Below are 25043 nucleotides of genomic sequence, written 5' to 3' on the forward strand. Positions count from 1 at the left end.
CGACGGCGGTCTCAGCGGGCGCGGAGTCGGGGCGCGAGGTCGCGTTCGAACAGCTCGAGGAAGCGGCGCTGGTCGTGCCCGGGCGCGTGGAACACGAGGTGGTTGAAGCCCCAGTCCACGTACCGGCCGATCTGCTCGACCACCGCGTCGGGGTCGCTGCCGACGATCCACCGCTTCGCGATCTGCTCGATCGGCAGCGCATCCGCGGCGCGCTCCATCTCGACGGGGTCGGTGATGTCGTGCTTCTGCTCCTTCGAGAGCGACAGCGGCGACCAGAACCGGGTGTTCTCGAGCGCCGCGTCCTCGGTCTCCTCGTACGACAGCTTGATCTCGATCATCCGGTCCAGCGCGTCGTAGGAGCGGTTGCCCGCCGCGGCGCCCTCCTTCACCGCCGGGATCAGCTCGTCGACGTACAGCTCCGGCCCCTTGCCCGACGTGCAGATGAACCCGTCGCCCGCCCGGCCCGCGTACTTCGCCACGGTCGGCCCGCCCGCCGCGATGTACACCGGCACCGGGACATCCGGCCGGTCGTAGATCGAGGCGTCATGCGTCGAGTAGTACTCGCCCTCGAAGCTGACCTGGTCATCGCTCGTCCACAACGCCCGCATCAACCGCACCGCCTCACGCAACCGCGCGAACCGCTCCCGGAACTCGGGCCAGTCCTGCTCGCCCGCCCCCCGGAACCCGGTCGCGATCTCGTTCAACGCCTCGCCCGTGCCGAACCCCGCGACCACCCGCCCCGGATACAGCACCCCGAGCGACGCGAACGCCTGCGCCAGCACCGCCGGGTTGTACCGGAACGTCGGCGTCATCACGCTCGTGCCGATCTTCACCGTCGACGTGCGCTCACCCACCGCGGCCATCCAGGTCAGCGAGAACGGCGCATGCCCGCCGGTGTGCCGCCACGGCTGGAAATGATCGCTCGTCCACACCGACTCCATGCCGTGCCCCTCGGCCGCGACCGCGATCTCCACCAGCTCACGCGGGTCGAACTGCTCCGCCGAGGCCTTGTACCCGAATGTCAGCGTCATGAGATTCCCTTCCGATGAGCGAGGTGCGCCACGACGTCGGCGGTGTGGTCCCCGACTCCATGGTGCAGCACGGTTTCGAGTCCGTCGACCGTGTCGACGTCTCGGGTGAGTCCCGGGGTTGCGGACGCCTCGAGCGCGACGAACCCGGCCGCCGCGTGCCGCGCTGCGGACGCGGGCCCGAACTGCGGGTCCAACGCGACACCTTCCGCCGCGGTCGCAAGGGTCGTGCCCGTGCCGTCGGCGTCGCGGACGAAGGCGAGCGGATGCCGCGCCGCCGCGTCGAGCGCCACGTCGAGCTCGTCGGGGGTGAGCGCCGGCAGGTCGCCGAGCAGCACGGCCACGGCGACGGGCACCTCCGCGCGGGCGTGCGCGATCCCATGCCGGATCGCCGGCAGCAGGCCCCGCTCGGCCGGGCTTCCGTCGGCGCCGGGCTCGAGGAGGAACTCCGCGCCATCAGAGAGATCCACGTCGTCGCCCACGACGATCACGCGGTCGACCGACCGAGCCGCGCGAGCCGCCGCGATGGTGTCGAGCGCGAACGCGCGGGCGAGCGCCGCGCGCGCGGCATCCGTCACCCCGGGAACGAGCCGCGACTTGCCCGAGGCAGGCGACTTCACCGGGATCACGACCACCCAGCTCATGCGCGAAGCCCCGGCAGCACGTCGCGGCCGAAGACCTCGAGGAACTCCGCCTGATTGCGGCCGACGTTGTGCAGGTAGACGCGGTCGAAACCGAGATCGAGGTGACGCTGGATGTCGGCGCGGTGCACGTCGAGATCGGCCGAGACGACCATGCGACCCGCGAAGTCCTCGGGTCGCACCGTTCGGGCGAGCTGGTCGAACTCGTAGGGCGAGCGGATGTCGCTGCGCGGGAAGCGCATCCCCCCGTTGGGCCACTCGCGCAGGGCGTTGCGCATGGCCTCCTCGTCGGTCGTCGCCCACGACAGGTGCAGCTGCACGACCTTCGGCATGGCGGCGGGGTCGCGTCCGGCCTCGCGGGCCCCCTCGCCGAAGCGCGTGACGAGCGGCGCGAGCCGGTCGGTCGGGCCGCCGAGGGTGATGAACCCGTCGACGCTGCGTCCGGCGCGACGGGCGGTCACGGGTCCGGATGCCGCGACGAGGATCTCGGGGGCCACCGCAGGCATGGTCCACAGGCGCGTCGACTCGAGCCGGAAGTGCGGACCGGCGTGACGCACGTCGCGGCCGGCGATCGATCCCGCGAAGAGCTTGCGGATGACGTCGACGGCCTCGAACATGCGGTTGATGCGCTCGTGGGCTTCGGGCCAGTACCGGCCGACGACATGCTCGTTGAGCGCCTCGCCCGAGCCGATGCCGAGCCAGTGCCGACCCGGGTAGAGGGCGCCGAGGGTCGCGCTCGCCTGGGCGACGACGGCCGGATGCATCCGGAACGTCGGCGTCGTGACGCCCGGGCCGAGGTCGCCCGTGGTGCGCTCACCGATCGCGGCCAGCACGCTCCACACGAACGAGGACTCTCCCTGCGCCGGCACCCACGGCTGGAAGTGGTCGGTTGCCATGACCCCCGTGAAACCGTGCGACTCGGCGAGCGCGGCGAGCGCGACCGCCTCAGCGGGCGGGAACCGTTCGAGCATCGCGGCATAGCCGATGTGTGCTGGCACCCCTCCATCCTGCCGGAGGTTCAGGCATGGGCGTCCTGCCCTTCGGCCTGGGCCTCGTCGAAGCCGTCTCGATAGCCCTCGTTGTAGGCCTCGTCGGCGCCGATCCGGAACAGGTCGCGCTCGGCGGGCCGCTGGATGCTGCGCGCGCCCGGGAGGTCGAGGTCGCCCACGTACCGCCCGAGACCCCGCACGACCGCGACCGGCACGCCGGCCGACTTGCCCTTCACGAGTTCGGCGGCGGCGGCGATCTCGTCGGCGACGCACGGCATGGTGACGACGAGGGACTTGCCCGAGGCATCCGTCTGCCCGCGCAGGTCGTCGAACACGTGCACGCCGGCCGCGCCGATCGCGATGTCGGTCTGGCCCTCGCGCCAGGGCCGGCCGAGGGTGTCCGAGAGGATGACGCCGATCGCGGCACCGGTGAGGGCGCGGATGCCGGTGGCCAGGGCCCGGGCCGAGGCATCGGGGTCGAGGGGCAGCAACAGCACCGTGCCGTCGGGTGCATTGGACGCGTCGACCCCCGCGGCCGCACCGATGATGCCCTGCCGGTTCTCGACGATGCGGGTCACCCCGCCCTCGTGCTGGCGGGTCGCGACGACGCGCACGGTCTCGGCGGCGATGGCGGCCTCCCGGTCGTCGGCCTGCACGACGCGACCCTCCGACTTCGAGACGATCTTCGAGGTGACGACGAGGATGTCGCCGTCGGCGAGGTCGACGGCCCCGACGATGAGCGCGGCCAGGTCGTCGCCGGACCCGACCTCGGGCATCCCCTCCACACCCTCGATGCTGAACTTCACGGCTACGCCCGCCCTCCCTGGTCCTCAGTCGATCCTTGCAGCATCGCGCGGCGCGCTGCGAGAATTCGGCATGGCGCGCCCGATCGGGCGGCGGCGATCGGGGGAACGCACATGATCGAGACATCCGCCGCACCGCAGCGTCCCGTGATCGTGTGGGACCTCGTGCTCACGATCGGACTGCTGGTGCTCATGGTCGGCACGGCGCTCGTCGCGTTCTTCCTGTCGTTCTTCCTCGCGTTCGCGGGCGACCCCTGCGGGTCGGGCATCACGTGCGACTACGACCGGATGGGCACCGGCATGCTCGTCGCGATGATCGGTCCCCTCGCGATCGGGTTGCTCGCGCTCGTCGCCGCCATCGTCGTGCTCGTGCTGAAGCGCATCGCGTTCTGGATCCCGCTCGTCGGCACCGTGCTCATCATCGCCGTGTTCATCGGGGGCGCTGCGCTCACCATCTCGGGGGTTCCGGGCACGACGCTCTAAGCGAGAATCGCCCGCCGCGCAAGGGCTTGAACCGCCGGCGCGTCGCGTGCCTACGATCGAGCATGAACGCCCCCCGCCACGCCGAATCCGCCCACCACGACGGGTCCCCGGGCGGTCGCCGCGAAACCCCAGATGAACGAAGCGACCGCAACTGGAACGACATCCTGCAGGAGCTCCGCGTCTCCCTCACCGGCACGCAGCTCATCGGCGGGTTCCTGCTCGCGGTGGCGTTCCAGCCGCGATTCACCGAGCTCGACAGCTATCAGCTCGGCCTCTACCTCGTCCTGGTCGTCCTCGCCGGACTCGCGACGGTCGTCGGCCTCGCGCCGGTGACGCTGCACCGCGCTCTGTTCCGCCGGCACGCGAAGGAGCGCGTCGTGCGCACCGGCGACCGGCTGCTGATCGCCAACCTCGTCGTGGTCGCGCTCCTGCTGGTCGGCGTCACAAGCCTCGTGTTCGATCTCGCGGTGGGCCGGGCGGCGGGTCTGGTGGTGCTCGCGCTGGGGGTCGTCGTGCTGATCGGCCTCTGGTTCGTGCTTCCGCGCCTGCACCTGTCCGGCATCCACGGCGACGAATCGAACCGCAATGGGAACTCGGTATCGGCCGACGACACCGGGGCCGGCCCGGCCGAGACGCCGTCGACCGTCGGTCGCTAGCGGGGCGGGCCGAGAGGCCCGGGCTGGATCGGCCACGTCACCGGCCTGCCATACGCTGTGATCCATGCGCATCGCCACCTGGAACGTCAACTCGATCCGCACCCGCGTCGACCGTGTCGTCGACTGGATGGTGCGCGAAGACGTCGACGTGCTGGCGATGCAGGAGATCAAGTGCAAGCCCGAGCAGTTCCCCGCCGAGGTGTTCGAGTCGCAGGGCTATGAGCTCGCGATCCACGGCTTCGACCAGTGGAACGGCGTCGCCATCGCGAGCCGGTCGCCCATCGAGGGCGTCGAGACGAGCTTCCCCGACATGCCGGGCTTCCTGAAGGGCGTCGAGGGGCCCGACCAGCCCCAGGAGGCGCGCGCGATGGGCGCGGTCATCGACGGCGTGCGGCTCTGGAGCCTCTACGTGCCGAACGGGCGCGCGCTCGGCGACCCGCACTACACGTACAAGCTCGACTGGCTCGCGGCGCTCGCCGAGTACGCGCGCGGTCAGACCACGGCTCATCCCGAGGTGCCGTTCGCGCTGATGGGCGACTTCAACATCGCCCCGTTCGACCAGGACAATGGCGACCCGGCCGTCGTCGAGGGCATCTCCACGCACGTGTCCCCTCCCGAACGGCAGGCGTTCTTCGCGCTCGAGGCCGCGGGTGTGACGGATGTCGTGCGCCCACGGGTACCCGAGGGCTTCACGTACTGGGACTACAAGCAGCTCCGTTTCCCGCGTAACGAGGGCATGCGCATCGACTTCATCCTCGGCTCGAAGGTGTTCGCCGAGGCGGTGACGGAGGCCTCGATCCACCGCAACGAGCGCAAGGGCCAGGCTCCCTCCGATCACGTGCCCGTACTCGTCGCGCTCGACCTGGGCGTCGACGACGAGGACCTGCCCATGATCTTCGGCTGATCGGCTGCACCACCGCGCACGCCGCCGTCAACCCCTGCCCCCAGGCTGAGCGGCACTCAGGCACGGCGACTACCCTCTGAAGCGTGACGACCTCTCCTGACCGCGTTGCGGGTGATTCGTTCGTCGGCACCACGTTCGGCGAGCGATACCGCCTCGACGACCTCATCGGCCGCGGCGGCATGGCCAGCGTGTACCGCGGGGAAGATCTCGCGCTCGGCCGTCAGGTGGCGGTGAAGGTGTTCGCCGAGGCCGCCGAGGGCATCGATGACGCCGAGCGTCGTCGATCGGAGACGGCGCTGCTCGCGAGCCTCGCCCACCGGGCGCTCGTGCGGCTCTACGACGCCGCCAAGGATCCCGACAGCGGGCGTGAGTTCCTCGTGATGGAGCTCGTCGAGGGCCGCGACCTGCGCGAGACCCTGAAGCTCGGTCCGCTCGGCACGGCGGATGCCGCGGGCATGCTCGCCGACCTCGCCGAGGCGCTGCACGTCATCCACGCACGCGGCATCGTGCACCGCGACGTGAAGCCCGCGAACGTGCTGCTGGAGGCCGCGCACCTGCCGAGCCGCAACTGGAACGCGAAGCTCGCCGACTTCGGCATCGCTCGCCTCATCGACGACGCGAGGCTCACACGAACCGGCCTGCTCGTCGGCACCCCCGGCTACCTCAGTCCCGAGCAGGTCACAGGCTCGGCGCCAGGGCCCGCCGCAGATGTGTACAGCCTGGGCCTGCTCCTGCTCGAAGCACGCACGGGCGAGACGGCCTTCCCCGGCCCAGCGGTCGAGGCGGCGAGCGCCCGCCTCGTTCGCGATCCTGAGATCCCCCAGTCCCTCGGCGCCGACTGGGTGGCACTCCTCCGAGCAATGACCACACGGGAACCGGGCCAGCGGCCGAGCGCCCTCGATGTGGCCGTGGAAGCCGCCACGCTCGACACGTCGCCCACGTCGTCCACGTCGGCCGCGCCGCTCACGGCGCCGACGGTGTCCTTCGGCCACGTCGCCGGGTCGGCGACCCAGGCCGTCGGCGCGACGCCCGGTGCGGCGGCCGACACGGACGACGCCACCGCCGCAACTCGGATCCTGCCGACTCCCGACCCGTCGTTCTTCGGCGTCCCCGGTGCGGCCCCGCCGAGCCCCCAGACCTCTCGCCGGGCGGCGCGGGCCGGCGAGCAGCCGCGTCGCTGGGTGAAGCCGGCGATCGCGATCGGCCTGCTGGCCTCGATCGCGACCGTCGTCGCACTGGTGATCGGCGCCGCGCTGTCGGCCCAGCCCGCGGCCGAGACGACCCCGGAACCGCTGCCTGCGGTCCCCGGCGAGCTCGGCGTCCACCTCGAGGAACTCGACGAAGCGGTCACCGGATGACCCGCCGCACACCGCTGCACGGCCGACGCATGCTCCTCCCCGCCGCTGCCGTCGCCGTCGCAATCACCCTCGGACTGTCCGCCTGCGGCGCCTCGACCGAGGAGGCCACCGCCGCCCTGCGCACCTCGGTCGTGCAGATCGCCGAGCGCTCCGCGGTCGGCGATTACGCCGGCGCCCTGGCCGAGCTCGCCCTGCTCGAGCGCGACCTCGTCGCCGCCGTCGAAGCCGGGCGTGTGGATGCCGAGCGGGAGCAGCGGATCCGCGCCGCGCTCGAGCTCGTGCGCGCCGACCTGGAGGCCGCCGAGATCGCCACGACACCGGTCCCCGAGCCCGAGCCCGAGCCCGATCCCGACGATGGCGGCGGCGGGGACGATGACGCGCCCGGCAAGAGCGAGGACAAGGGCAAGAGCGACGACAAGGGCAAGAGCGACGACAAGGGCGACGACTGATGGCCGCCGCGTCCTCGGCTGACTGCGGCGTCGGGAGGGCCGAATCCGTTGCGTAGTCTCGAAACATGCCTCGACTGACGGTGCCCGGAGCCGAGCTCTCCTTCGAGACCGACGGCCACGCGTCCGCCCCTGCCGTGCTGCTGTTGCCGACGGGTGTCGCGACGATGCGCATGTGGGATCCGCAGGTTCCCGAGCTTGCGGCCGGACACTTCGTGGTGCGCCTGGATCCGCGCGGATCCGGTGCCACGACCTCCGGCGACGCGCCGTACTCCGATCGCGATGACGTGCGTGCGGTGCTCGACCACCTCGGCGTCGAGCGCGCCACCATCGTGGGCGCCGGCCGCGGTGGCACCATCGCGCTCGACCTCGCACTCGAGTCCCCCGAGCGCGTCGCCGGACTCGTCGTGGTGGGCGCCGGGCCGAGCGGATTCCCCGAGGTCGAACTCACGAGGGAGGAGCATCGACGTGTCGACGAGCTGGACGTCGCGATCGGGGCATCCGACACCGCCCTCCTCGTGCGCCTCGAGACCGCACTGTGGGCCGCCGGGCCGCTGCGGCTCGAGAGCAACCTCGACCGCGAGTTCGTGGCGTTCGCCCACGAGCTGAACGCGCCGAACGCCATCCACGCCGACCACCCGGCCCGCCCCGAACCGCTCGACCCGCCCGCCTACGGCCGACTCGGCGACATCCGCGTGCCCGCCCTCGTCGTGGTGGGCGACTACGACCTCAGCGCCGCCCGAGTGCAGCACGAATACCTCGTCGACGCGCTGCCCGACGCGACGGGGTTCCGGCTTCGCGAGGCGGCGCACCTCGTGAGCGTCGAACGGGCGCGCGAATTCACGCACGTGCTCCTCGACTGGCTGGGTGAGCGGGGACTCTGACCCGCCGCGTTCCGCAGTCGGAACCTCGCGCCTCAGCGCCGGCCGGTATGGCGCTCCATCGAGCGGTAGACGCCGAAGCCGCGCCCGACCACGCGATCGAACACGCGCGTCGGCAGGATGCCGCGCAGCGCGCGTGAGACGCCGACGCTCCACGGCAGCTCGAGCAACGGACGCCCGGCGAGCATGGCCCGCCAGACCCGGTCGACGACGTACTCGGGCTCGAGGATCGGCGTGAACACCGGGGCGCGCACGCCGTGGAACATGCCCGTCGAGATGTAGCTCGGCGTCACCGTGAGCACCTTCACGTTCGTGTGGTCGGCCTGCTCGAGCTCGAGCCGGAGCGACTCGCTCCAGCCGATGTGGGCGGCCTTCGAGGCCGCGTAGACCGCCATGCGCGGATTGGCGAGGGTGCCGGCCGCGGACGCGATGTTGACGATACGGGCCGGGCGGTAGGCGGCGGCGATCATGCCGGGAAGGAACTCCCGCGTGACGTACATCGGCGCGAGCGCATTCACGTGCATCGTCGCCCGTGTGTCCTCGCCGTTGTCGGTCTCCCAGAAGTAGCGGTTGCCGCGCACGATGCCGGCGTTGTTGATCAGGATGTCGGGATTGCCGAGCTCCTTGCGCACGCGTTGTGCGGTCTTCGCGATCGCGCCCAGGTCGGCGACATCGACCACGAAGGTGTGCACGCGGGTCTCGCCGCGAGCCGTCCTGCCGAGTTCGTCGGCGGCGCGCGCGAGCGCCGGCGCGTCACGGTCCCAGAGGATGACGGATGCCGCGCCCTCGGCCACGGCTCGTTCGGCGTACATGCGTCCCATGCCACCGGCCGCGCCCGTGATGAGCAGGTTCGCTCCCTGCACCGTTCTCGTCATGGGTCAATCCTCGCGCACTCGGTCGCGGGTGATCTCCAGAGCGCCGCGCGACGATCGTGCCGGCGTGGCAGCATGGGCGGATGGCGACGCCCGACATCCGACTCGTTCCGAAGTCCGACGACGAGACCGCGCAGTGGCTTCCGGTGGCGATGGCCGCCTACGAACGGGCGCGCGTGACGGCCGGCGACTCCCCCGAGCAGGCGGCCGCCGCCCGGCGGGCATCGCAGGAGCAGTTCTTCCCCGACGGCCGACCCATCGAGGGACACTTCCTCTTCACGATCGTCGCCGACGACGAGGACGCCGGCTGGCTGTGGATCGGCCCGTCGCCCGATGGTGCGAGCTGGTGGATCTGGGACATCTCCGTGCACGAGACGCACCGCCGGCGTGGTGTCGGCCGGGCGGCGATGCTGCTCGCCGAGGACATCGCCCGCTCGCAGGGGGCCGCCGACATGCGTCTCAACGTCTTCGCCTACAACGAGCAGGCGATCCGCCTCTACGACGAGCTCGGGTACGAGACGGCGGCGGTGCACAAGCACAAGCGGCTCTGAGCCACGAGGCCGACTGGCCGCCGCTCGTGTTACGCCGCGCGTCGCGGCGTGTTACGCCGCGGGTCGCGCGCGGCTGACACGTCCGCCGCCCGTGGGTAGCGTCGGGGAAACCCACCCCCTGAACGCCCCCGCGAGGAGCAGTCATGACGGCGACATCCGTGACCGGCCGCCAGCCGACCGTGCGCACGGCCGCGCGCGCCGATGCGACCACCGCGGCGCCGATCGCGTTCCGGCGCGTGGGTCGCGCCTTCGGGCCGGCGGGCGCGGCGCGGCCGGTGCTGCGCGACATCACCCTCGAGGTGGCGGCCGGCGAGATCCTCGCCATCCTCGGGCCGAGCGGATGCGGCAAGTCGACGCTCCTGCGCATCGCCGGCGGTCTCGACCGCCCGACGAGCGGCGAGGTCGCCCTCGACGAAACCGTCGTGGCGTCGTACGACCGCCGCACGGGTGTCGGCTTCCAGGAGCCGCGCCTGCTGCCGTGGCGCTCCATCGCGAAGAACGTCGCCCTCGGGCTGCCGCGGGGAACCTCCCGCGACACGGCCCGGGAGCAGGTCGCGCACCTCCTCGAACTCGTCGGGCTCGCCGACTTCGCCGATCACCGGCCGCGCGAGGTCTCGGGCGGCATGGCCCAACGGGCGTCGCTCGCGCGGGCGCTCGCCCGCAATCCCGGCGTGCTGCTGCTCGATGAGCCGTTCGGAGCGCTCGACGCGCTCACCCGGCTGAAGATGCAGGACCTGCTGCTCGACGTGCACCGCGCCGAGCCCACGACGGTGCTCCTCGTCACCCACGACGTCGACGAAGCGCTGCAACTCGCCGATCGCGTGATCCTCCTCGGCGACGACGGCGACGAGCCGGGCGCCGTGATCCGCCAGACCGTCGTCGTGCCGGGCAACCGCCCGCGCGACCGCGGCTCCGCCGAGCTCGCCGAGCTTCGAGGGCGACTCCTCGATGGCCTCGGCATCGACCGGCACGGCACGGCGCGCGGCGTCGAGACCACGACCACCATTCCGCACTACCCGTACTGACGGTGCCCCACAGCCTCCGGCGCCGCCCGACCACCCCAAGGAGTTCCATGTCCCGCACCCCGTTCCTCAGGTCCGCGCTCGTCGCGGGCGCCGCCGTCACCGCCCTGCTGCTCTCCGGCTGTGTCTCGGGCGAGGGCCAGGCCGCCCAGCCCGAGCCCGAGGCATCCGGTGCCGCGGTCTCGTTGGAGGGCCAGACCCTGAACATCGACTTCGCGACCTACAACCCGCTGAGCCTCATCATCAAGGACCAGGGGTGGCTGGAGGACGCCGGCCTCACCGTGAACTGGGTGCAGTCCGCGGGCTCCAACAAGGCCAACGAGGCCCTGCGCGCCGGCGCCATCGATGTGGGCTCGACGGCCGGCTCCGCGGCCCTGCTCGCCCGCTCGAACGGCTCACCCATCCAGGTCATCGACATCTACTCGCAGCCCGAATGGTCGGCCCTCGTCGCCCCCGCCGGCTCGTCGATCGAGGAGGTCGGGGACCTCAAGGGCAAGCAGGTCGCCGCGACCAAGGGCACCGACCCCTACTTCTTCCTGCTGCAGGCGCTCGAGTCCGAGGGGCTCTCGCCCGACGACATCGTGCTCCAGAACCTCCAGCACGCCGACGGCTGGGCGGCGCTGCAGAACGGGTCGGTCGACGCGTGGTCGGGCCTCGACCCGATCATGGCCGGCGCCGAGGAGCAGGGCGCGACGCTCTTCTTCCGCAACGTCGACTTCAACAGCTACGGCTTCCTCAACGCGACCGAGACGTTCCTCGCCGAGAAGCCCGAGGTCGCGCAGGCCGTCGTCGACGCCTACGAGACGGCTCGTGCCTGGGCTGCCGAGAACCCCGAGGAGACGGCGGAGATCCTCGCAGAGGTCGCCGGCCTCGACGTCGCGCTGGCCACCACGGTCATCACCGAGCGCTCCAACCTCGACGTCGACCCGGTGCCCGGAGACGCCCAGGTCGAGGTGCTCGAGAAGATCGGCCCGATCTTCGTCGAGCTCGGCGACGTCGCCTCGCAGCAGCAGGTCGACCAGGCGCTCGACACCCTCATCAACGACGAGTTCGTCACGAAGGCCGACGCCTCGCGCTTCAACTGAGCCGTCCGGGGGTCGTTTCCGGTCACAGCGGCGGCATATGAGCGCTCGAACTGTCCGGAAACGACCCCCACACGAACGCACCACCATCCGAGCGGAGAACCCGATGAGCGAAACGGATGCCGCGAGCACCGACACACCAGCCCGTGCGACGTCGGTCGACCACGGGTTCGTCTCCCCGGTCGCCGAGGGCGGCCTCGGTGTGGTCGCCGCCGGTGCGCTCGGCCCGTCGGGCATCGATCGGCGCGCGGCATCCGTCGCCACCGTTCAAGGCGCGCCCGCGGCATCCGTCGCCCCTGCAGCCGATCGGCGAAGCGTGACCTTCACCCGCCGACGCTCGTTCGTCGTCGTCGGCGGCGCGATCATCCCGGCCCTCCTGCTCCTGACCTGGCAGTTCGTGTCGACGAACGGGCTCGTGCCGCTGTCGCAGCTGCCGAGCCCCGAGATGGTGTGGCTCGCGGCGGTCGACCTCGCACAGCGGGGCCTGCTCGGCCAGTACGTCGCCATCTCGACCCAGCGCGTGCTGCTCGGCTTCGCGGCAGGAGCGACCATCGGGATGGCGCTCGGCGCCGTCGTCGGACTGAGCCGCCTCGGCGACGTCCTGCTCGCGCCGACCCTCGGCGCGATCCGCGCGGTGCCGTCGCTCGCGTGGATCCCGCTGCTCATCCTGTGGTTCAAGATCGGCGAGGAATCCAAGATCATCCTCATCGCGATCGGCGCGTTCTTCCCGGTCTACACGATCGTGGCGGCGGCGCTCCGCCACGTCGACCGACAGCTCCTCGAGGCGGGTCGCGCGTTCGGCCGGCACGGCGGCAGCCTCTTCACCACGGTGCAGCTGCCCGCGGTCGTGCCGTCGGTGCTCTCGGCGCTGCGGCTCGCGCTCGCGCAGGCGTGGCTCTTCCTCGTGGCCGCGGAGCTGATCGCGTCGTCGATGGGCCTCGGCTTCCTCCTCGTCGACTCCGGCAACAACGGCAGGATCGACCGCATCTTCCTCGCGATCATCACGCTCGCGCTGCTCGGCAAGCTCACCGACGCACTCGTGGGGCTGTTCGAACGGTGGGCGATCCGCCGCTGGGCGTAGTCGCCGGGCTCAAGCGCACGACAGCCGGGCTCAGTCCGCGAGCGGCACGACCTCGACGCGATCGCCCGGACCGGCGAGCACGAGCACGCGCTTGCCTGCGACCCCGTCGAGCGCCGCGACGACGGCCGCGGCATCCGGAACCGCACCCGGCTCGCCCAGCGCACGCTGCCAGACGGTGACGGATGCCCCGGTGGCATCGCCGATGGCCCGCTCGAGGGCCTCGGGGTCGCCCGCGGTCACGAGGATGACACGGCCGACCCGCCGCCCGACGCTCAGGCCCCGTTCGGCGATCACGGCTCGGTCGTGCCGCCAGACGGCGAAGTGATACCCGAACACGAGCGCCGTCGCGACGAGCACGCCGAGCGGTGCACGCACGCGGTCGATGAGGCCGGCACCGGAGTTCCCGTCGAGTCCGAACTCGAAGAGCCGATACCCGACCACCAGGAGGGCGATGAGGGCGACGACGGCGCTGAGCCCGAACACGGCCACGAGGTAGACCCGACGACCCGGGGTGGCGATCTCGGTCGGCTCGACGTGCCGGGTGGGCTTCCAGTTCAGCCACCACGTCGGCCCGCCGACGACGAGCGCGCTGATGCCGCCCAGCAGCAGCGTGCGGGTGCCGGATGCCGCGAGTGGGCTCGCGAGGGCGGCGAGCGTCGCATTGAGCACCACGCCGATGCCCGACGCCGCCGCGGCGAGGCCGACCGCCGACATGACCAACCTGGTCGCGCGGCGCGTGCCGGTAGAGCGCTCGGTCGCGATCCGGCGGTGGTGGATCCACACGGCGGCGCCGATGAGGGCGGCCGCGAGCGCGGTACCCAGCGGACGGAGGATCTCGGCCGCAGGGTCACCCGGGTCGAAGGCCAGCCGGAGCCCCACGTGGAGGGCGACGGCGAGCCCGCCGAGCATGAGGATGCCGGCCCCGATCACCCCGACCACGATGAGCGCCACGGCCGCGAAGCCCGTCGTCAGGCGCTTCGCCCCGTCGCGATACCAGTGCCACCACCAGACGAGCGACCCGACCGCTGCCCAGATGAGTCCGTCGAGGAGGCCCTGCCACCACGGGCTGCCCGCGATCGCCTGGGCGGCGGCCCCGCGGATGGCGGTGTCGAACAGCGAGCCCAGCGCCGCCACGGCACCGCTCACCCCGATGATGAGGCCGTAGACGGAGCCCGCGACGGCGGGAACCGTGGCCAGCCGCACGGGCCGCTTGACCGGATGCCGCGACATCCACCGGTGCCACACCCACACCGCGGCCCAGACCACGCCCGTCGAGAACTCGCCGGGCAGCCACCGGCCGTCGATGCCGGCGATCGCCGTGACGACGAGCGCGGTCGTGGCCACGATCAGCGACACGGTGTACATGGCGGCGAGGTAGAGGCCCCAAGCCAGCGACATCCGCTCGGATGCGTCACGGAGCCGACGCCAGACCACCCACCACAGCACTGCGGCGAGCGGCCCGCCGATCAGGGCGAAGGCGAGCGAGAGCGCGAGGCCGCCGGTCCCGCCGACGGCGAGCGGGTCACCCGCGTCGATCAGCCGCTCGAGGAGGCCCGCGATCCCACCGGCGGCGATCGCGACGAGCGCGAAGAGGATCGTGTACACGATCAGTCGACGTACGGTGCCCTGCGCCGACCCGGTCGTGGGAGTGGGCGCCGGTGCAGGGTCAGGGGCAGCGGCGGCCGCGGGAACCGGGGCGCCGGACATCACTTGACCCCCGGGGCGCAGATGGTGAGCTGCCACGGCGCCGTCTCGATGAGCCACGCACCGTCGTCGGCGACGAGATCGAACTCGCCCTCCTCCTCGTACTCGGAGGGGCCGAAGAGACCGCCCTCGTACGAGACGGCGATGAGCACCCGCACGTCGGCGGAGTCCTCGCGCTCCGTCGTGGACTCGAGCGTCACGCGCATGTCCTGCACCGGCGCGGATTCGATCCGCTCGCACGCGTCGGCGAGCTCGGGCACCAGGTACGCCTTGGCGGCCTCCTCGTCGCCGGCGATGACGGCGGCGGCGTAGCGCTGCACGACGCCCTCGGGCGTCGATTCGTCGAGCACCTCGGGCTCGCCGCGCGTGAACACCACGATGAGCGCGATCACCACCAGGGCGCCGATCACGGAGAGGATCACGATGAGGGTCCGGTCGGGTCTCGCTGCGGGCGCAGGGGTGGGGGCGGCGGCGGGGGCGTCGGTCATGCCCCTCATCATGGCGTGGCCCGACGCCGCTTGGCTACGACGAAACGCCCCGGTCGCCGCGCGGTTCGCGCGCCGCTCGGGCGCGACGTTCGAGCAGGGCTCGCTCGCTCGCATTCGAGGTCATCGCGGCGGCGCGCTCGAACTCGGCCGCCGCATCCTCGCCTCGGCCGAGCTGCTCGTAGAGGTCGCCGCGCACGCTCGGCACGAGGTGGTAGTCGCGGAGCGCCGGCAGGTCGGCGAGCTGCTCGAGCAGGGCGAGCCCGGCCTCGGGTCCGCGCGCACGGCCGAGCGCCACGGCGCGGTTCAACTCGGCGACCGCCGACCCGGTGCGGCGGCCGAGCTGCTCGTAGAGCGCGGCGATCCGGCCCCAGTCGGTGTCGTCGACGGATGCCGCACGCGCATGCTCCGCGGCGATCGACGCCTGCAGCAGGTACGGCCCGGGTTCGGCGTCGGGACCGGCGTCGGCCACGAGCGCACCGGCGCGGGTGAGCGCGTCGAGGCCGCGGCGGATGCGCGAGGCATCCCATCGCCTTCGGTCCTGCGCATCGAGTAGGACGGGTTCGCCGTGAGCATCCGCTCGGGCGGCGAGGCGCGACGACTGGAGCTCGAGGAGCGCGGCGAGCCCCAGCACCTCGGGGTCGTCGGGCACGAGGGCGGTGAGGATGCGGCCGAGGCGCACGGCCTCGTCGCAGAGGGCGGGTCGCATCCAGTCCTCGCCCTCGGTCGCCGAGTATCCCTCGTTGAAGAGGAGGTACACGACCCCGAGCACCGTCTCGAGCCGCTCGGCGCGCTCGGGGCCGCTCGGCTCCTCGATGGCAGCGCCCGCTTCGGCGAGCGTGCGCTTGGCGCGCGAGACACGCTGCGCCACCGTGGCCTCGGGTGCGAGGTACGCGCGGGCGATCTCTCGCGTGGTGAGGCCGGCGACGAGCTTCAGTGTGAGCGTCGTCTGCGCCTCCTCCGTGAGCGCCGGGTGGCAGCAGATGAACATGAGGCGCAGCACGTCGTCTTCGACGTGGTCGATGCCGGCGCCCGGATCGTCGTCGACGGTTTCCGAGAGCTCGTGGGCGAGCCGGGCCGCCGCCTGATCGTGCCGGGCTCGGGCGCGGAACACGTCGATGGCGCGTCGCTTCGCGGTGGTCATCAGCCACGCGCCGGGGTTGTCGGGAATGCCCGACCCCGGCCACTGCGCGAGGGCGGCCACCACGGCGTCCTGCGCGACGTCCTCGGCGAGCGCGACATCGCGCACGATGCGCACGAGCGCAGCGATCAGGCGCGTCGACTCCAGCCGCCAGATCGCCTCGATCGCGGCGCGCGTCGTCTCGTCGCCCACGCGAGCATGAGACCACGCGCGCCGCGAGTGCGCAACCCGCGGGGACGTCGAACGACGCTCCCGCGGATTGCGATCAGTACTCGGCGATCTGGCGGATCTCGACGCTGCCCTCCCATCCGGGCCAGTGGTCGACGTGGATCTGCATGAGGCGACGGCCGAGCTCGACCGCCTCCTCGCGGGAATGCACCTCGACCACGGCGTACCCGCCGACGAGTTCCTTCGCCTCGGCGAACGGTCCGTCGGTCGCCTTGACCTTCCCGTCGGCGAGCGAGACGATCGCGCCGGCCGCGCTCGGAAGCAGCCCCTGGCTGTCGATGAGCGTGCCGTTCACACGACCCTCACGGTCGTACTCCGCCATCGCCTCGTAGAGCTCGGGCGGCGGGTCGCCCTGCGGGTTCGTCTCGTCCATCTTCACCATGCACATGAATCGCATCGCGGTCTCCTTCGTTCGCGGCACTCCGGTCGGTGTGCCCTCACCCTGACGTCGCCGGTTGCCTGCGGTTCTCGACACGGCTTCCGGGATTTCCTGTGGCCTCTTCGAATCCTGCACGAATTCGACCGGGTCATGTCGAGAACGGATGCCTCCCCGCGACGTCTTGGTGAACGACCCGATCACCACCGGTCGGATCGACAGACGGGAAGGACGCATCATGGACATCGACACCGCCGACCTCACCGGCCCCACCACCACTCCGGGCGCGGAAGTGCGCCGTCCGGCGCACGCCGCCGACCGACTCACCCGATCGCTGGTCACGGCGGGAGCTGTCGCCGGCCCGCTCTTCGTCGTGGTCGCAGCCGTGCAGGTCGTCACACGCGAGGGATTCGACCTGACGAGGCATCCCCTCAGCCTGCTCTCGCTCGGCGACGCCGGCTGGGTGCAGATCACCAACTTCATCCTTGCGGGCGTGCTCATGCTCGCGTTCGCCGTCGGAACACGGCGAAGCCTCGGTGACGGCCCGGGACGCCGCTGGGCGCCCGTGCTGTTCGGCGTCTACGCGGCCGGACTGATCATCGGGGGCGCCTTCACCGCCGACCCGGCGCTCGGGTTCCCGGCGGGGGCGCCGGCCGGCTACCCGACGGAATTGACCTTCCACGGCACAGTGCACGCCATCGCACCGCCGCTCTCGTTCCTCGCCCTCGTGGCGGTGACCTTCGTGGTCGCGAAGCGCCTGTCGTGGGAGGGGCGCCGCACCGCAGCCGCGTGGACCCGCGTCGTGGGCGTCGCCTGCTTCGTGCTCACGCTGCCGTTCGAGCTGTGGATGAGCGTGCGCCTCTTCGTCGGCGTCGCGCTCGCCTTCGCGTGGATCACCGCGTACGCGATCTCGCTGCTCCGGGAGCCGGGTCGGCGCATCGTGCGGTAGGCGGCTCGTTCGTCGGGCGTCAGGTGCTCGGTCGCATACGAGCGCATCGTGCGCGGCATCCGCGGGGCGTACTCATCGAGGAATCCGAGGAGTGCGCCCCGATCCACGCGCTTGCCATGAGCACCGGCGCGACGTGTCGACGAGGTCCCCGCGCACGCGAACGGGCGCGGTGCTCATCTTCGAGGCGCCGCGCCGTTCGTCGGGGTCGGGCTCGTGCGTCAGCGCGAGCCTCCGAGGGGCGAGAGGTCGTCGTTCACGTCCACTGGCGGGCCGCTCTTCAACTCGCGGATCTCCGCGTCGGTCCGCGCCTCGGCGTATCCACGGAGGCGCTCGCCCTGCATCTCTGCAGCGTTCACCTCCGCCGCGGCCCGTGCTTCGGCGTACGCCCGGAGGCGCTCGCCCTGCAGCTCCGCCGCGCGCCCGTCGACCGGTGCGCTGCCCTTGAGCTCGCGACGCGCCTCGGCGCCGAATCCTTGCGCGGTGGTCGTGGCGGCCTGTGAATGCAGTTCGCGACGCGCCTCGGCGCTGAACTCGCGCGTGGTGGTCGTGCCCGCCGCCTGCGCGTGCAACTCACGTCGCGCTTCCGCCGTCCAGGGCGGGCTCACCTGCGCCTGCACCGCCTGCTCGACCGATCCGGCCGGGAAGCGTTCGGACCCTCGCGACGGCGAGAGGTAATCGAACACGATCACGTGTCCGCGAGCGAGTCCGACGGCCGCCGCGTTCTGCGCCGGGCGGAGGTAGTCGCTCGGCCCGGTGTTCGCGGCCGCTGGTCCCGCGCCGCCGGTCAGCAGTGCGGCAAGCGACACGGTGACGATCACCGGTGCCGCGATTCGTGTGGTCATGATTCCATTCCTTTCCTCGAGTGGGGACACCACGAAACCTACGGATCCGGCCGACGCGCCGGATCCGGGCCGACACTCCCGCTGGCACCCGGGTTTCCTGAGTTTTTCTCAGTGCGGGGTTCCGAGTCCCGCTCCGAACGGCTCGAAAGGGCCGGTATCCGCCCTTCAGGGCGGAGTTGCGTCGCGTGGTGAAGTTCGTCGCAGAATCTTGCGCGCACGCAAGAAACTCGCGCCGAGCAGCAACACATCGCTGGATGCTGCGACCTAGCCTTGAAGCAGCGGTCGATCGGCCGCGTCGTCACCACGTACGGCCGCATTCGCGGCCCCGCACCCGGGAACGGAGGTTCACATGTCGAACATCACGATCGACGCCATCATCGGCGAACCCGAGGTCCTCGAAGACGGTGTGACGCCCGAGCAGCTCGCGCTCGCGCACGACGTGGAACTCGATCCCGCGTGGCTCACGCTCAAGGGGTCGGCGACGCGCCTGCAGGGCCTGCAGGCGAAGGACGGCTCGGTGCCCGAGAAGAGCGACACCCCCGAGGCGTCCGCGCTCGTCGACGCCATCGTCGAGTCGATCGAGGCGCTCGCGCCGCGCTTCCCGCACGAGGGCGCGTACCTCGCGGCATCCGTGAAGGACTTCCGCCGCTGGCAGGCCGAGGGCTTCGGCGTGCCCGACTTCCTCGACTCGCTCGTGGAGTTCCAGCCGCAGCGGCACCGTGTCGACGGCATCCGCCACCTCGTGGTGTTCCCGATGTACACGCAGAACGGCTCGACCGACCGGCACGTGGAGGCGCTCGTCGTCGAGACGATCTGGCCTGAGTTCGTCGCCGCCCTCGAGGCGGGCGAGTACGGCAACAAACTGTTCGTGAGCCTGCGACTCGTGGACTTCACGCCGGGCTACGAGACCAACTCGGCCGTGCTGTTCCCCGAGACGGTGGCGATGCGCGAGATCCCCACGTTCACGTGGGGGGCGATCTTCCAGGACCGCGAGGCGGCGCGCTACCGCAAGGTCGTGCGCGCGGCATCCGACATCACGAAGCTCGACCTGCCCGACGACGCTGCGGCGCTGCTGCGCGACCAGGAGCTCGCCGAGCGCACGTTCGTGATGTGGGACATCATCCACGATCGCACCCACATGCGCGGCGACCTGCCGTTCGACCCGTTCATGATCAAGCAGCGGATGCCGTACTTCCTCTACTCGCTCGAGGAGTTGCGCTGCGACCTCACAGCCTTCCGTGAGGCGGTGAGGATCGAGCGCAGCCTGCGGCGCCGAGCGGATGCCTCGGCCGAGCTGTCCGCGGTCGAGGAACAGCTCCTCGAGCACGCGAAGCTCGTGCAGTACGCGGTGATCTTCGACCGGATCTTCCGATTCGCGATCACGGGTTCGCGCGTGCGCAACTACGACGGGCTCGGCGGCCAGCTGCTCTTCGCGTGGCTGCACCAGAAGCACGCGCTCGAGTGGACCGACGTGCAGCTGAGCTTCGACTGGGCGGTCGTACCCGACGCCGTCGTGGAGCTGGGCGATGCGATCGACGACCTGTATTGGAAGTCGATCGACCGGCCGAAGACGGTGCACTGGCTCGCGGCGTACGACCTCGTGCGCCGCGTGCTGACGCCGAACCCGGCGTCGGTGTGGGCGCAGGGACTGCCGCGCGACGTGCTCGCCGGCCCGCCCAAGGGGTACACCGACCTCGTGATGGACGATGAGTTCCCGCTCTCGATGTTCTACGAGGCGCTCGACAAGAAGATGAGGCCGGTCATCGAGTCGACGGTCGGCATCACGGGCAAGACGGTGATCGAGGAGTGAGCACCTCCGGCGTCGAGGGGCGCACCGTGCTCATCGCTGGCGCGACGAGCACGTCTGGCCGCACGGTCGCGCGTGCGCTCCTCGACGCCGGAGCACGCGTCGTCGTGGTCGGCAGCGACGAGGGCCGCCTCAGCCGACTCGAGGCGGAGGTGCCCGGCGTCGTCGCAGAGCGCGCCGACCTCACCGACGGTGACGAGGTGCTCGAGCTCGCCATGCGCGTACACGCGCGCGTCGGCGACATCGACGGCGTCGTGCACCTCGTCGGCGGATGGCGCGGCGGCGGCGGCATCGCCGGTCAGACCGAGGAGGACTACCGCGTGCTCGAGCGCTCGTTCACGGCGCTCCGATACGTGAGCCGCGCCTTCTGGGATGACCTCGTCGCCTCGCCGGCCGGCCGCATCGCGATCGTGTCCTCGACCACGGTCGCGTCGCCCACCGCGGGTTCGGCGAACTACACGTCGGTCAAGGCGGCCAGCGAGTCGTGGATGCAGTCGCTCGCCCACGGCTTCGCGAAGTCGGAGTCACCGGCGGCGGCCGTCACGTTGCGGGTGACGTCGCTCGCCGGCCTCGAGGATCGGCTCGCGGCATCCGTCGTCGACCTCTGGCGGGCGGATGCCTCGGGCCTGAACGGCTCGGTCACGGAGCTCACCCCCGCCTGATCGCCGGCGGGTGCGTCAGTGCTCTCCACCCGTGAGGTGCACGGCGCGACCCCAGCACCCGGCGTCCTGCCAGCGGAAGTCCTGGCCTCTCCCGGCATTGCCGTTGAGAGCCCGCTGCCATGCGGCGACCTCGTCGGGGCTGAGGTCGGCCGGCATCGCCGGGAATCGGTTCGAGGTGTCGGGCCCGGGGTTCCACCACTCCCAGTAGAGGTATTCCTGCCCGGCTTCGGCCATGCAGTCGCGTACGACCTGCTGGAAGGCGAGCCACCGTTCCTGCTCCTCGGGGGTCGGCGGCGCCACGTCCGGGCCCTCCTCGGAGCCGATGCCGTCGGATGCCTCGTCGTCGACGTCGCTCGGAGGACCTGGCGCCTTGGACGGCGGGGTCACCGGCGTGCTCACCGGCGGTGCTGAAGGCGGGGCCGGCGCCGTCGAGACCGGGGGCGCACCGGGAGCCGGAGTGTCACCGTCGCGCGCCTGGTCGGCGCCCTCGGTCGGGCTGCCACCGGCCTGCTCGATCGGCCGACCGGAGTCGACGTCGTACCCGTCGGGCGCGGTCGACGGCGTCGCGGGGAACCGCGCATCGTAGAAGACCGGCGCGCCCGTCGTGGCGGCGGCGGCACCGACGAAGACGGCGGCCGCGAGCACCGCGGTGGCCCCCAGGCCGAGCAGGAGCGCCTTCCTCATGCGCGCCTCCCCTCGGCCACCCGTCACCCGTACCGGGCCCGTGTGTGCCCGACATGCTATCCACGTTCGTTGACCCCCGAAAGGGTCACGTCACCTGACGTTATGAAGCTGTCACACGGGAGGCACCGGAGACCCCGTGGCCGATTCGTCACCCGGCGCCGTCGCACCCGTCGTCGCTTCGGCAGGTGTCACATCGCGTACCGTGTCGGCCGGCGGCTTCTGCGCCCGGCTGAGGAGCACGAACGGCGTCGCGACCGCCGCGATGATGCCGCTCCAGAGCATCGAGGCGCCGTAGCCGCCGAGGTCGGCGGACCGGCCGAGGATCGGCTGGAACACCGCGCCGCCCGCGCTGCCGAGCAGCGAATCGAACGAGAGCACCGTGGCCCGCTGCTTCGACGGGATCATGTCGTTGAGGTAGGCACGGTGCACGGGGTCGTCGATCGACGAGGCGATTCCCCACACGGCCAGCAGCACGATCGCGATCCAGAAGTTCGAGGTGAACGCGAGCCCGATGAGCACGAGCGCGCTGGAGACCACGGCGAGCAGGATCGCCGACGTGCGCTTGCGGAAGAGCCGCCGCACGTAGGGCGCGAGGAGTCCGCCGACGATGCCGGACCCCGAGAGGATCGCCGCCGCGAGCCCCGCGATCGAGTACGCGCCCTCGTCGCCCCAGAGCTCGAGCAGGTACGGCTGGAGCGCGTAGAAGACGTAGATCCCGACGCCGGCGGTGAACGGCGTGGTGAACATCAGCCAGCGCACCGGAGCGTTGCCGAGCCCGTGCGTGATCGACGCCCGGAGCACGTTGCCCGTGGCCTTGATCGGGCCGGCGCCACGTTCAGGCGTGAACCCCAGGTCGCGCATCAGCAACCCGGCGACGACGAGCATGAGCACGAGCACGCCGGCGCGGATGAGGAACGGCACGCCGAGGTCGGTGAGCTGCGCCACGACACCGCCCAGCACCGAGCCGGCGAGCATGGCGATGCCGCCGACGATCATCGCGCGGCCGAAGACCGTCTCGAGGCTCCCGCGGTATTCGGTCGCGTGCAGTGCGTCGACCAGCCAGGCGTCGACAGCCCCCGAGAAGAACGTGAAGCCCAATCCGAGCAGCACCGACACGATCGCCCAGGCCCAGAAGGGGGACTCCCAGACCCAGAGCAGCCAGTACAGCACCGTCGTCACGGCAAGGGTGATCGTGCCGAGCAGGTACGAGGCGCGCCGGCCGAGCGTGTCGGCCACGACACCCGTCGGGATCTCGAAGAGGAACATGCCGGCACTGAAGAAGGCGTTGGCCGCGAACGCCTCGAGGTTGGTGAGCCCCGCGTCGAGGAGGAACAGGGTGTTGATGCCCCAGATGAATGACGCAGCGAGCGTGTTGCCGAGCGTCAGCGTGTAGTAGACGGCCTGCACGCCCCTGGCGGTGGGGGCAGGTCGCGCTGCGGCGTTCACATTCGCCTCTGGCGGGAAGTCACCCGATCATCATGCTCCCGACCACCGTCACGGGCAACGGCCCGCGGCCTCCGCTCCCCATTCAATGCATGTCCTCTAGTGCAGGTTGTCGTTGCCGGTGACGTGGGTGGCGTAGCCCTGGCATCCGGCGTCCTCCCAGCGGTAGGCGGCGCCGGCCCCGGCGTTGCCCCAGAGGGCGTCAAGCCAGGCCTCACCCTGCTCCCGGGGCAGCCCCTCGGGCATGGCGGGGTCGTCCTCGATTCCCGAACCGTACTCGCCGAACTCCGGGATACGGTACTCGAGGCCGCGCTCCGCCATGCAGGACTGGATCGCCAGCCGGAACTCGCGCTGGAGCTGTTGCCACGTGGGCGCCTCGGGATCGGGCTCGGGCACGAGTGGCGTGCCGGCGGCGCCCGCCACCTCCGCAGCATGGAGGCCGAAGCCGACGCATCCCTGCCGGCGCCAGTCGGTGATCGGCACCGACCAGTCGTCGTTCATGTCGCCGTAGTACGCGTCGAGCCAACTGATCGACTCCTCGTAGCTCAACCCGTGCGGCTGCACCGGTTCGCCGAGCCGCCACGCGTCGACGTTGTACGCGAAGCCGTGTCCGGCCATGCATTCCGAGATCACGGTCGCGGGATCCGTTGCTGTCGTGGGCGGGGATGCCGCGTCCGTCGACGCCACGACGGGCGCTCTCGGGACGTCGGGAAGCGGCACGCCCGCCGCGCCGGCCCCGAAGACGGCGACCGAGGCTGCGCCCAGCACGATGCCGCCGATGGCTACACGCGCCATGATCCGTTGGACGTTCATGCCTCACCCCATTCAGGTCGGTCGGTCGCTTGCGGCGCGGCGGTCCACCACACGGCCATGGCGGCGAAGAACAGCACGCCGGCCAGGGTGGCTGCTCGCACGAGGAGCATGAACTGCTCCATCGAATCGTGCTGGAACTCGGTGAGCGTGACACTCGTGGCGACGACCGCCATGGTGCCGAAGCGGATGAGCAGGAACGAAGCGGCGGCGAGCCAGAACGCTCCGAGCATCCGCCGGCGCCGCACCGCCACGAGCCAGCCGCCGACGATCGCGATCGCGAGTCCGGCGACTCCGGCAGCCAGGAGGTCCCAGGCGCCCGCCCACGAACCGGCGAGCAAGCTGCCCGTGACCCGCGCGACCACGAACACGCCCCACGTGAGCAGGGCCGCCGTGGCGAGGTGTGCAATCGCAGGGAGGGCGAGCGGGAACGTACCATGAGGCGCGCTGAGCGCGGTGCGGCGAAGGCGGCTGAACCGCCACGAGACATCTGACGGCACCCCCCTGACGGCCCGCCAGAGAATCGCTGAGCCGACGCCCGCGCCTCCGCCGGCGGCGGCCCGGTGCTCGAAGAGGTCGGACTCGAGCTCGGCCAGCCGGTCGTTCGCCATGTCTCCGGGGAGATCCAGCGTGTACCAGCGACCCCAGGCGAGCACGGCACGTTCGACCCCGCGTGATGGTTCGATCGTGATGCCGTCTGCCGCCTCGACATACCCGTCGACCATCGCTTCGGCCTCTCCGACACCGCTCATGCGAACGCCACCCTCGCAGGAGCGGCGGCCGGGGCGGCCATGGCCGCGAGCTCGCGCTGGTGGGCGAGCTCGCCGGCGCCGGTCACGCGGTAGAGGCGTCGACGCGGCCGGCCCTCGGTTTCGCTGATGGCGGCGTCCTCCCATGCGGAGTCGAGCAGCCCGGCCTCGGAGAGCCGGGCCAGTGCCTTGTAGAGCGTGCCGTGCGCGGTGAGCGCCGCGGCATCCGCTTGCTCGGCAATGCGCTTGGCGAGTGAGAATCCATAGAAGTCGCCCTCTGAAGCCTGCAGCTCCATGCCCGCGCCGAGGATGTCGACCTCGAGCGGGACGAGCTGTCCCTCGCGTCTGCGTCCCATGGGATCGAGA

Annotated in this window: 28 protein-coding genes; 13 read left to right on the forward strand and 15 right to left on the reverse strand. The window is 71.5% G+C overall.

Features of this window, described 5'->3' with window-relative positions:
* Nucleotides 1-11: 11 nt before the first annotated feature.
* The 4 genes from fgd to cofE are packed head-to-tail and all read right to left on the reverse strand — an operon-like array spanning nucleotide 12 to nucleotide 3464.
* Nucleotides 12-1031 carry a glucose-6-phosphate dehydrogenase (coenzyme-F420) gene (gene fgd, locus AB0K73_RS01970; RefSeq protein WP_360510870.1) on the reverse strand — a complete coding sequence of 340 codons (1020 nt, stop codon included), beginning with the start codon at nucleotides 1029-1031 and terminating at the stop codon, nucleotides 12-14.
* Entirely contained in the window at nucleotides 1028-1672 is a 645-nt protein-coding gene (gene cofC, locus AB0K73_RS01975) for a 2-phospho-L-lactate guanylyltransferase (protein WP_360510869.1), read from the reverse strand. The genes fgd and cofC overlap by 4 nt, the downstream gene beginning before the upstream one ends.
* Entirely contained in the window at nucleotides 1669-2667 is a 999-nt protein-coding gene (locus tag AB0K73_RS01980) for a TIGR03557 family F420-dependent LLM class oxidoreductase (RefSeq protein ID WP_360510868.1), read from the reverse strand. The genes cofC and AB0K73_RS01980 overlap by 4 nt, the downstream gene beginning before the upstream one ends.
* A 20-nt stretch (nucleotides 2668-2687) precedes the next feature.
* Nucleotides 2688-3464, reverse strand: coding sequence for a coenzyme F420-0:L-glutamate ligase (gene cofE / locus AB0K73_RS01985; protein ID WP_360510867.1), 777 nt, complete (start codon nucleotides 3462-3464; stop codon nucleotides 2688-2690).
* Between the two features lie 111 nt (nucleotides 3465-3575).
* Between cofE and AB0K73_RS01990 the strand changes: the two genes are divergently transcribed.
* From AB0K73_RS01990 to AB0K73_RS02015, 6 genes are all read left to right on the forward strand, one after another.
* A complete protein-coding gene (locus AB0K73_RS01990; RefSeq protein ID WP_360510866.1) occupies nucleotides 3576-3944 on the forward strand; it encodes a hypothetical protein in 369 nt (122 codons plus the stop codon).
* A gap of 62 nt (nucleotides 3945-4006) precedes the next feature.
* On the forward strand, nucleotides 4007-4600 hold the full coding sequence (locus AB0K73_RS01995; RefSeq protein WP_360510865.1) for a DUF6328 family protein: 594 nt from the start codon (nucleotides 4007-4009) through the stop codon (nucleotides 4598-4600).
* A gap of 64 nt (nucleotides 4601-4664) precedes the next feature.
* Nucleotides 4665-5504 carry an exodeoxyribonuclease III gene (locus AB0K73_RS02000; protein WP_360510864.1) on the forward strand — a complete coding sequence of 280 codons (840 nt, stop codon included), beginning with the start codon at nucleotides 4665-4667 and terminating at the stop codon, nucleotides 5502-5504.
* An 83-nt stretch (nucleotides 5505-5587) separates the two neighbouring features.
* Nucleotides 5588-6862: a protein kinase gene (locus AB0K73_RS02005; protein WP_360510863.1), complete on the forward strand. Its 1275-nt coding sequence runs from the start codon at nucleotides 5588-5590 to the stop codon at nucleotides 6860-6862.
* Nucleotides 6859-7311, forward strand: coding sequence for a hypothetical protein (locus AB0K73_RS02010; RefSeq protein WP_360510862.1), 453 nt, complete (start codon nucleotides 6859-6861; stop codon nucleotides 7309-7311). Before AB0K73_RS02005 ends, AB0K73_RS02010 begins: the two co-directional genes overlap by 4 nt.
* Before the next feature lie 65 nt (nucleotides 7312-7376).
* Nucleotides 7377-8192, forward strand: a complete 816-nt coding sequence (locus AB0K73_RS02015; RefSeq protein WP_360510861.1) for an alpha/beta hydrolase — start codon at nucleotides 7377-7379, stop codon at nucleotides 8190-8192.
* Nucleotides 8193-8224: 32 nt separating this feature from the next.
* Here AB0K73_RS02015 and AB0K73_RS02020 read toward each other — a convergent pair whose 3' ends face one another.
* Nucleotides 8225-9064 carry an SDR family oxidoreductase gene (locus AB0K73_RS02020; protein WP_360510860.1) on the reverse strand — a complete coding sequence of 280 codons (840 nt, stop codon included), beginning with the start codon at nucleotides 9062-9064 and terminating at the stop codon, nucleotides 8225-8227.
* Between the two features lie 80 nt (nucleotides 9065-9144).
* Here AB0K73_RS02020 and AB0K73_RS02025 point away from each other — a divergent pair, with 80 nt between their 5' ends.
* The 4 genes from AB0K73_RS02025 to AB0K73_RS02040 all read left to right on the forward strand — a co-directional run bounded on the left by AB0K73_RS02025 (nucleotide 9145) and on the right by AB0K73_RS02040 (nucleotide 12797).
* The gene (locus tag AB0K73_RS02025) at nucleotides 9145-9612 is read left to right on the forward strand and encodes a GNAT family N-acetyltransferase (RefSeq protein ID WP_360510859.1); all 468 of its coding nucleotides are present in this window, start codon (nucleotides 9145-9147) and stop codon (nucleotides 9610-9612) included.
* 143 nt (nucleotides 9613-9755) lie between these two features.
* Nucleotides 9756-10637, forward strand: a complete 882-nt coding sequence (locus tag AB0K73_RS02030; protein WP_360510858.1) for an ABC transporter ATP-binding protein — start codon at nucleotides 9756-9758, stop codon at nucleotides 10635-10637.
* 47 nt (nucleotides 10638-10684) lie between these two features.
* Nucleotides 10685-11719, forward strand: coding sequence for an aliphatic sulfonate ABC transporter substrate-binding protein (locus AB0K73_RS02035; protein ID WP_360510857.1), 1035 nt, complete (start codon nucleotides 10685-10687; stop codon nucleotides 11717-11719).
* A gap of 103 nt (nucleotides 11720-11822) precedes the next feature.
* Nucleotides 11823-12797 (forward strand): ABC transporter permease, encoded by a 975-nt coding sequence (locus AB0K73_RS02040; protein WP_360510856.1) that lies wholly within the window; start codon nucleotides 11823-11825, stop codon nucleotides 12795-12797.
* A gap of 30 nt (nucleotides 12798-12827) precedes the next feature.
* Here the strand turns inward: AB0K73_RS02040 and AB0K73_RS02045 are convergent, their stop codons facing one another.
* The 4 genes from AB0K73_RS02045 to AB0K73_RS02060 all read right to left on the reverse strand — a co-directional run bounded on the left by AB0K73_RS02045 (nucleotide 12828) and on the right by AB0K73_RS02060 (nucleotide 16752).
* Nucleotides 12828-14504, reverse strand: a complete 1677-nt coding sequence (locus AB0K73_RS02045) for a DUF5671 domain-containing protein (protein WP_360510855.1) — start codon at nucleotides 14502-14504, stop codon at nucleotides 12828-12830.
* On the reverse strand, nucleotides 14504-14989 hold the full coding sequence (locus tag AB0K73_RS02050) for a hypothetical protein (protein ID WP_360510854.1): 486 nt from the start codon (nucleotides 14987-14989) through the stop codon (nucleotides 14504-14506). The genes AB0K73_RS02045 and AB0K73_RS02050 overlap by 1 nt, the downstream gene beginning before the upstream one ends.
* A gap of 34 nt (nucleotides 14990-15023) precedes the next feature.
* Nucleotides 15024-16319: a sigma-70 family RNA polymerase sigma factor gene (locus tag AB0K73_RS02055; protein ID WP_360510853.1), complete on the reverse strand. Its 1296-nt coding sequence runs from the start codon at nucleotides 16317-16319 to the stop codon at nucleotides 15024-15026.
* Between the two features lie 73 nt (nucleotides 16320-16392).
* On the reverse strand, nucleotides 16393-16752 hold the full coding sequence (locus AB0K73_RS02060) for a YciI family protein (RefSeq protein ID WP_360510852.1): 360 nt from the start codon (nucleotides 16750-16752) through the stop codon (nucleotides 16393-16395).
* A 217-nt stretch (nucleotides 16753-16969) separates the two neighbouring features.
* Here AB0K73_RS02060 and AB0K73_RS02065 point away from each other — a divergent pair, with 217 nt between their 5' ends.
* Nucleotides 16970-17680, forward strand: coding sequence for a DUF998 domain-containing protein (locus AB0K73_RS02065; protein WP_360510851.1), 711 nt, complete (start codon nucleotides 16970-16972; stop codon nucleotides 17678-17680).
* 218 nt (nucleotides 17681-17898) lie between these two features.
* Here AB0K73_RS02065 and AB0K73_RS02070 read toward each other — a convergent pair whose 3' ends face one another.
* Nucleotides 17899-18522 carry a hypothetical protein gene (locus AB0K73_RS02070; protein WP_360510850.1) on the reverse strand — a complete coding sequence of 208 codons (624 nt, stop codon included), beginning with the start codon at nucleotides 18520-18522 and terminating at the stop codon, nucleotides 17899-17901.
* A gap of 349 nt (nucleotides 18523-18871) precedes the next feature.
* On the opposite strand from AB0K73_RS02070, the gene AB0K73_RS02075 reads away from it, so the two are divergent.
* Both AB0K73_RS02075 and AB0K73_RS02080 read left to right on the forward strand, forming a co-directional pair.
* On the forward strand, nucleotides 18872-20332 hold the full coding sequence (locus AB0K73_RS02075; protein ID WP_360510849.1) for a DUF6421 family protein: 1461 nt from the start codon (nucleotides 18872-18874) through the stop codon (nucleotides 20330-20332).
* Nucleotides 20329-20991, forward strand: coding sequence for an SDR family oxidoreductase (locus AB0K73_RS02080; protein WP_360510848.1), 663 nt, complete (start codon nucleotides 20329-20331; stop codon nucleotides 20989-20991). The genes AB0K73_RS02075 and AB0K73_RS02080 overlap by 4 nt, the downstream gene beginning before the upstream one ends.
* Before the next feature lie 15 nt (nucleotides 20992-21006).
* Here AB0K73_RS02080 and AB0K73_RS02085 read toward each other — a convergent pair whose 3' ends face one another.
* From AB0K73_RS02085 to AB0K73_RS02105, 5 genes are all read right to left on the reverse strand, one after another.
* Nucleotides 21007-21675 (reverse strand): hypothetical protein, encoded by a 669-nt coding sequence (locus tag AB0K73_RS02085; RefSeq protein ID WP_360510847.1) that lies wholly within the window; start codon nucleotides 21673-21675, stop codon nucleotides 21007-21009.
* Nucleotides 21676-21786: 111 nt separating this feature from the next.
* Nucleotides 21787-23121 carry an MFS transporter gene (locus tag AB0K73_RS02090; RefSeq protein ID WP_360510846.1) on the reverse strand — a complete coding sequence of 445 codons (1335 nt, stop codon included), beginning with the start codon at nucleotides 23119-23121 and terminating at the stop codon, nucleotides 21787-21789.
* Between the two features lie 96 nt (nucleotides 23122-23217).
* Nucleotides 23218-23931 carry a hypothetical protein gene (locus AB0K73_RS02095; RefSeq protein ID WP_360510845.1) on the reverse strand — a complete coding sequence of 238 codons (714 nt, stop codon included), beginning with the start codon at nucleotides 23929-23931 and terminating at the stop codon, nucleotides 23218-23220.
* Nucleotides 23928-24680, reverse strand: coding sequence for a hypothetical protein (locus AB0K73_RS02100; protein WP_360510844.1), 753 nt, complete (start codon nucleotides 24678-24680; stop codon nucleotides 23928-23930). Before AB0K73_RS02100 ends, AB0K73_RS02095 begins: the two co-directional genes overlap by 4 nt.
* On the reverse strand, nucleotides 24677-25033 hold the full coding sequence (locus AB0K73_RS02105; protein WP_360510843.1) for a helix-turn-helix transcriptional regulator: 357 nt from the start codon (nucleotides 25031-25033) through the stop codon (nucleotides 24677-24679). The genes AB0K73_RS02100 and AB0K73_RS02105 overlap by 4 nt, the downstream gene beginning before the upstream one ends.
* Nucleotides 25034-25043 lie beyond the last annotated feature (10 nt).

Origin of the sequence: Agromyces sp. NPDC052230 (assembly GCF_040679595.1) — a bacterium.
Taxonomy (GTDB): Bacteria; Actinomycetota; Actinomycetes; order Actinomycetales; family Microbacteriaceae; genus Agromyces.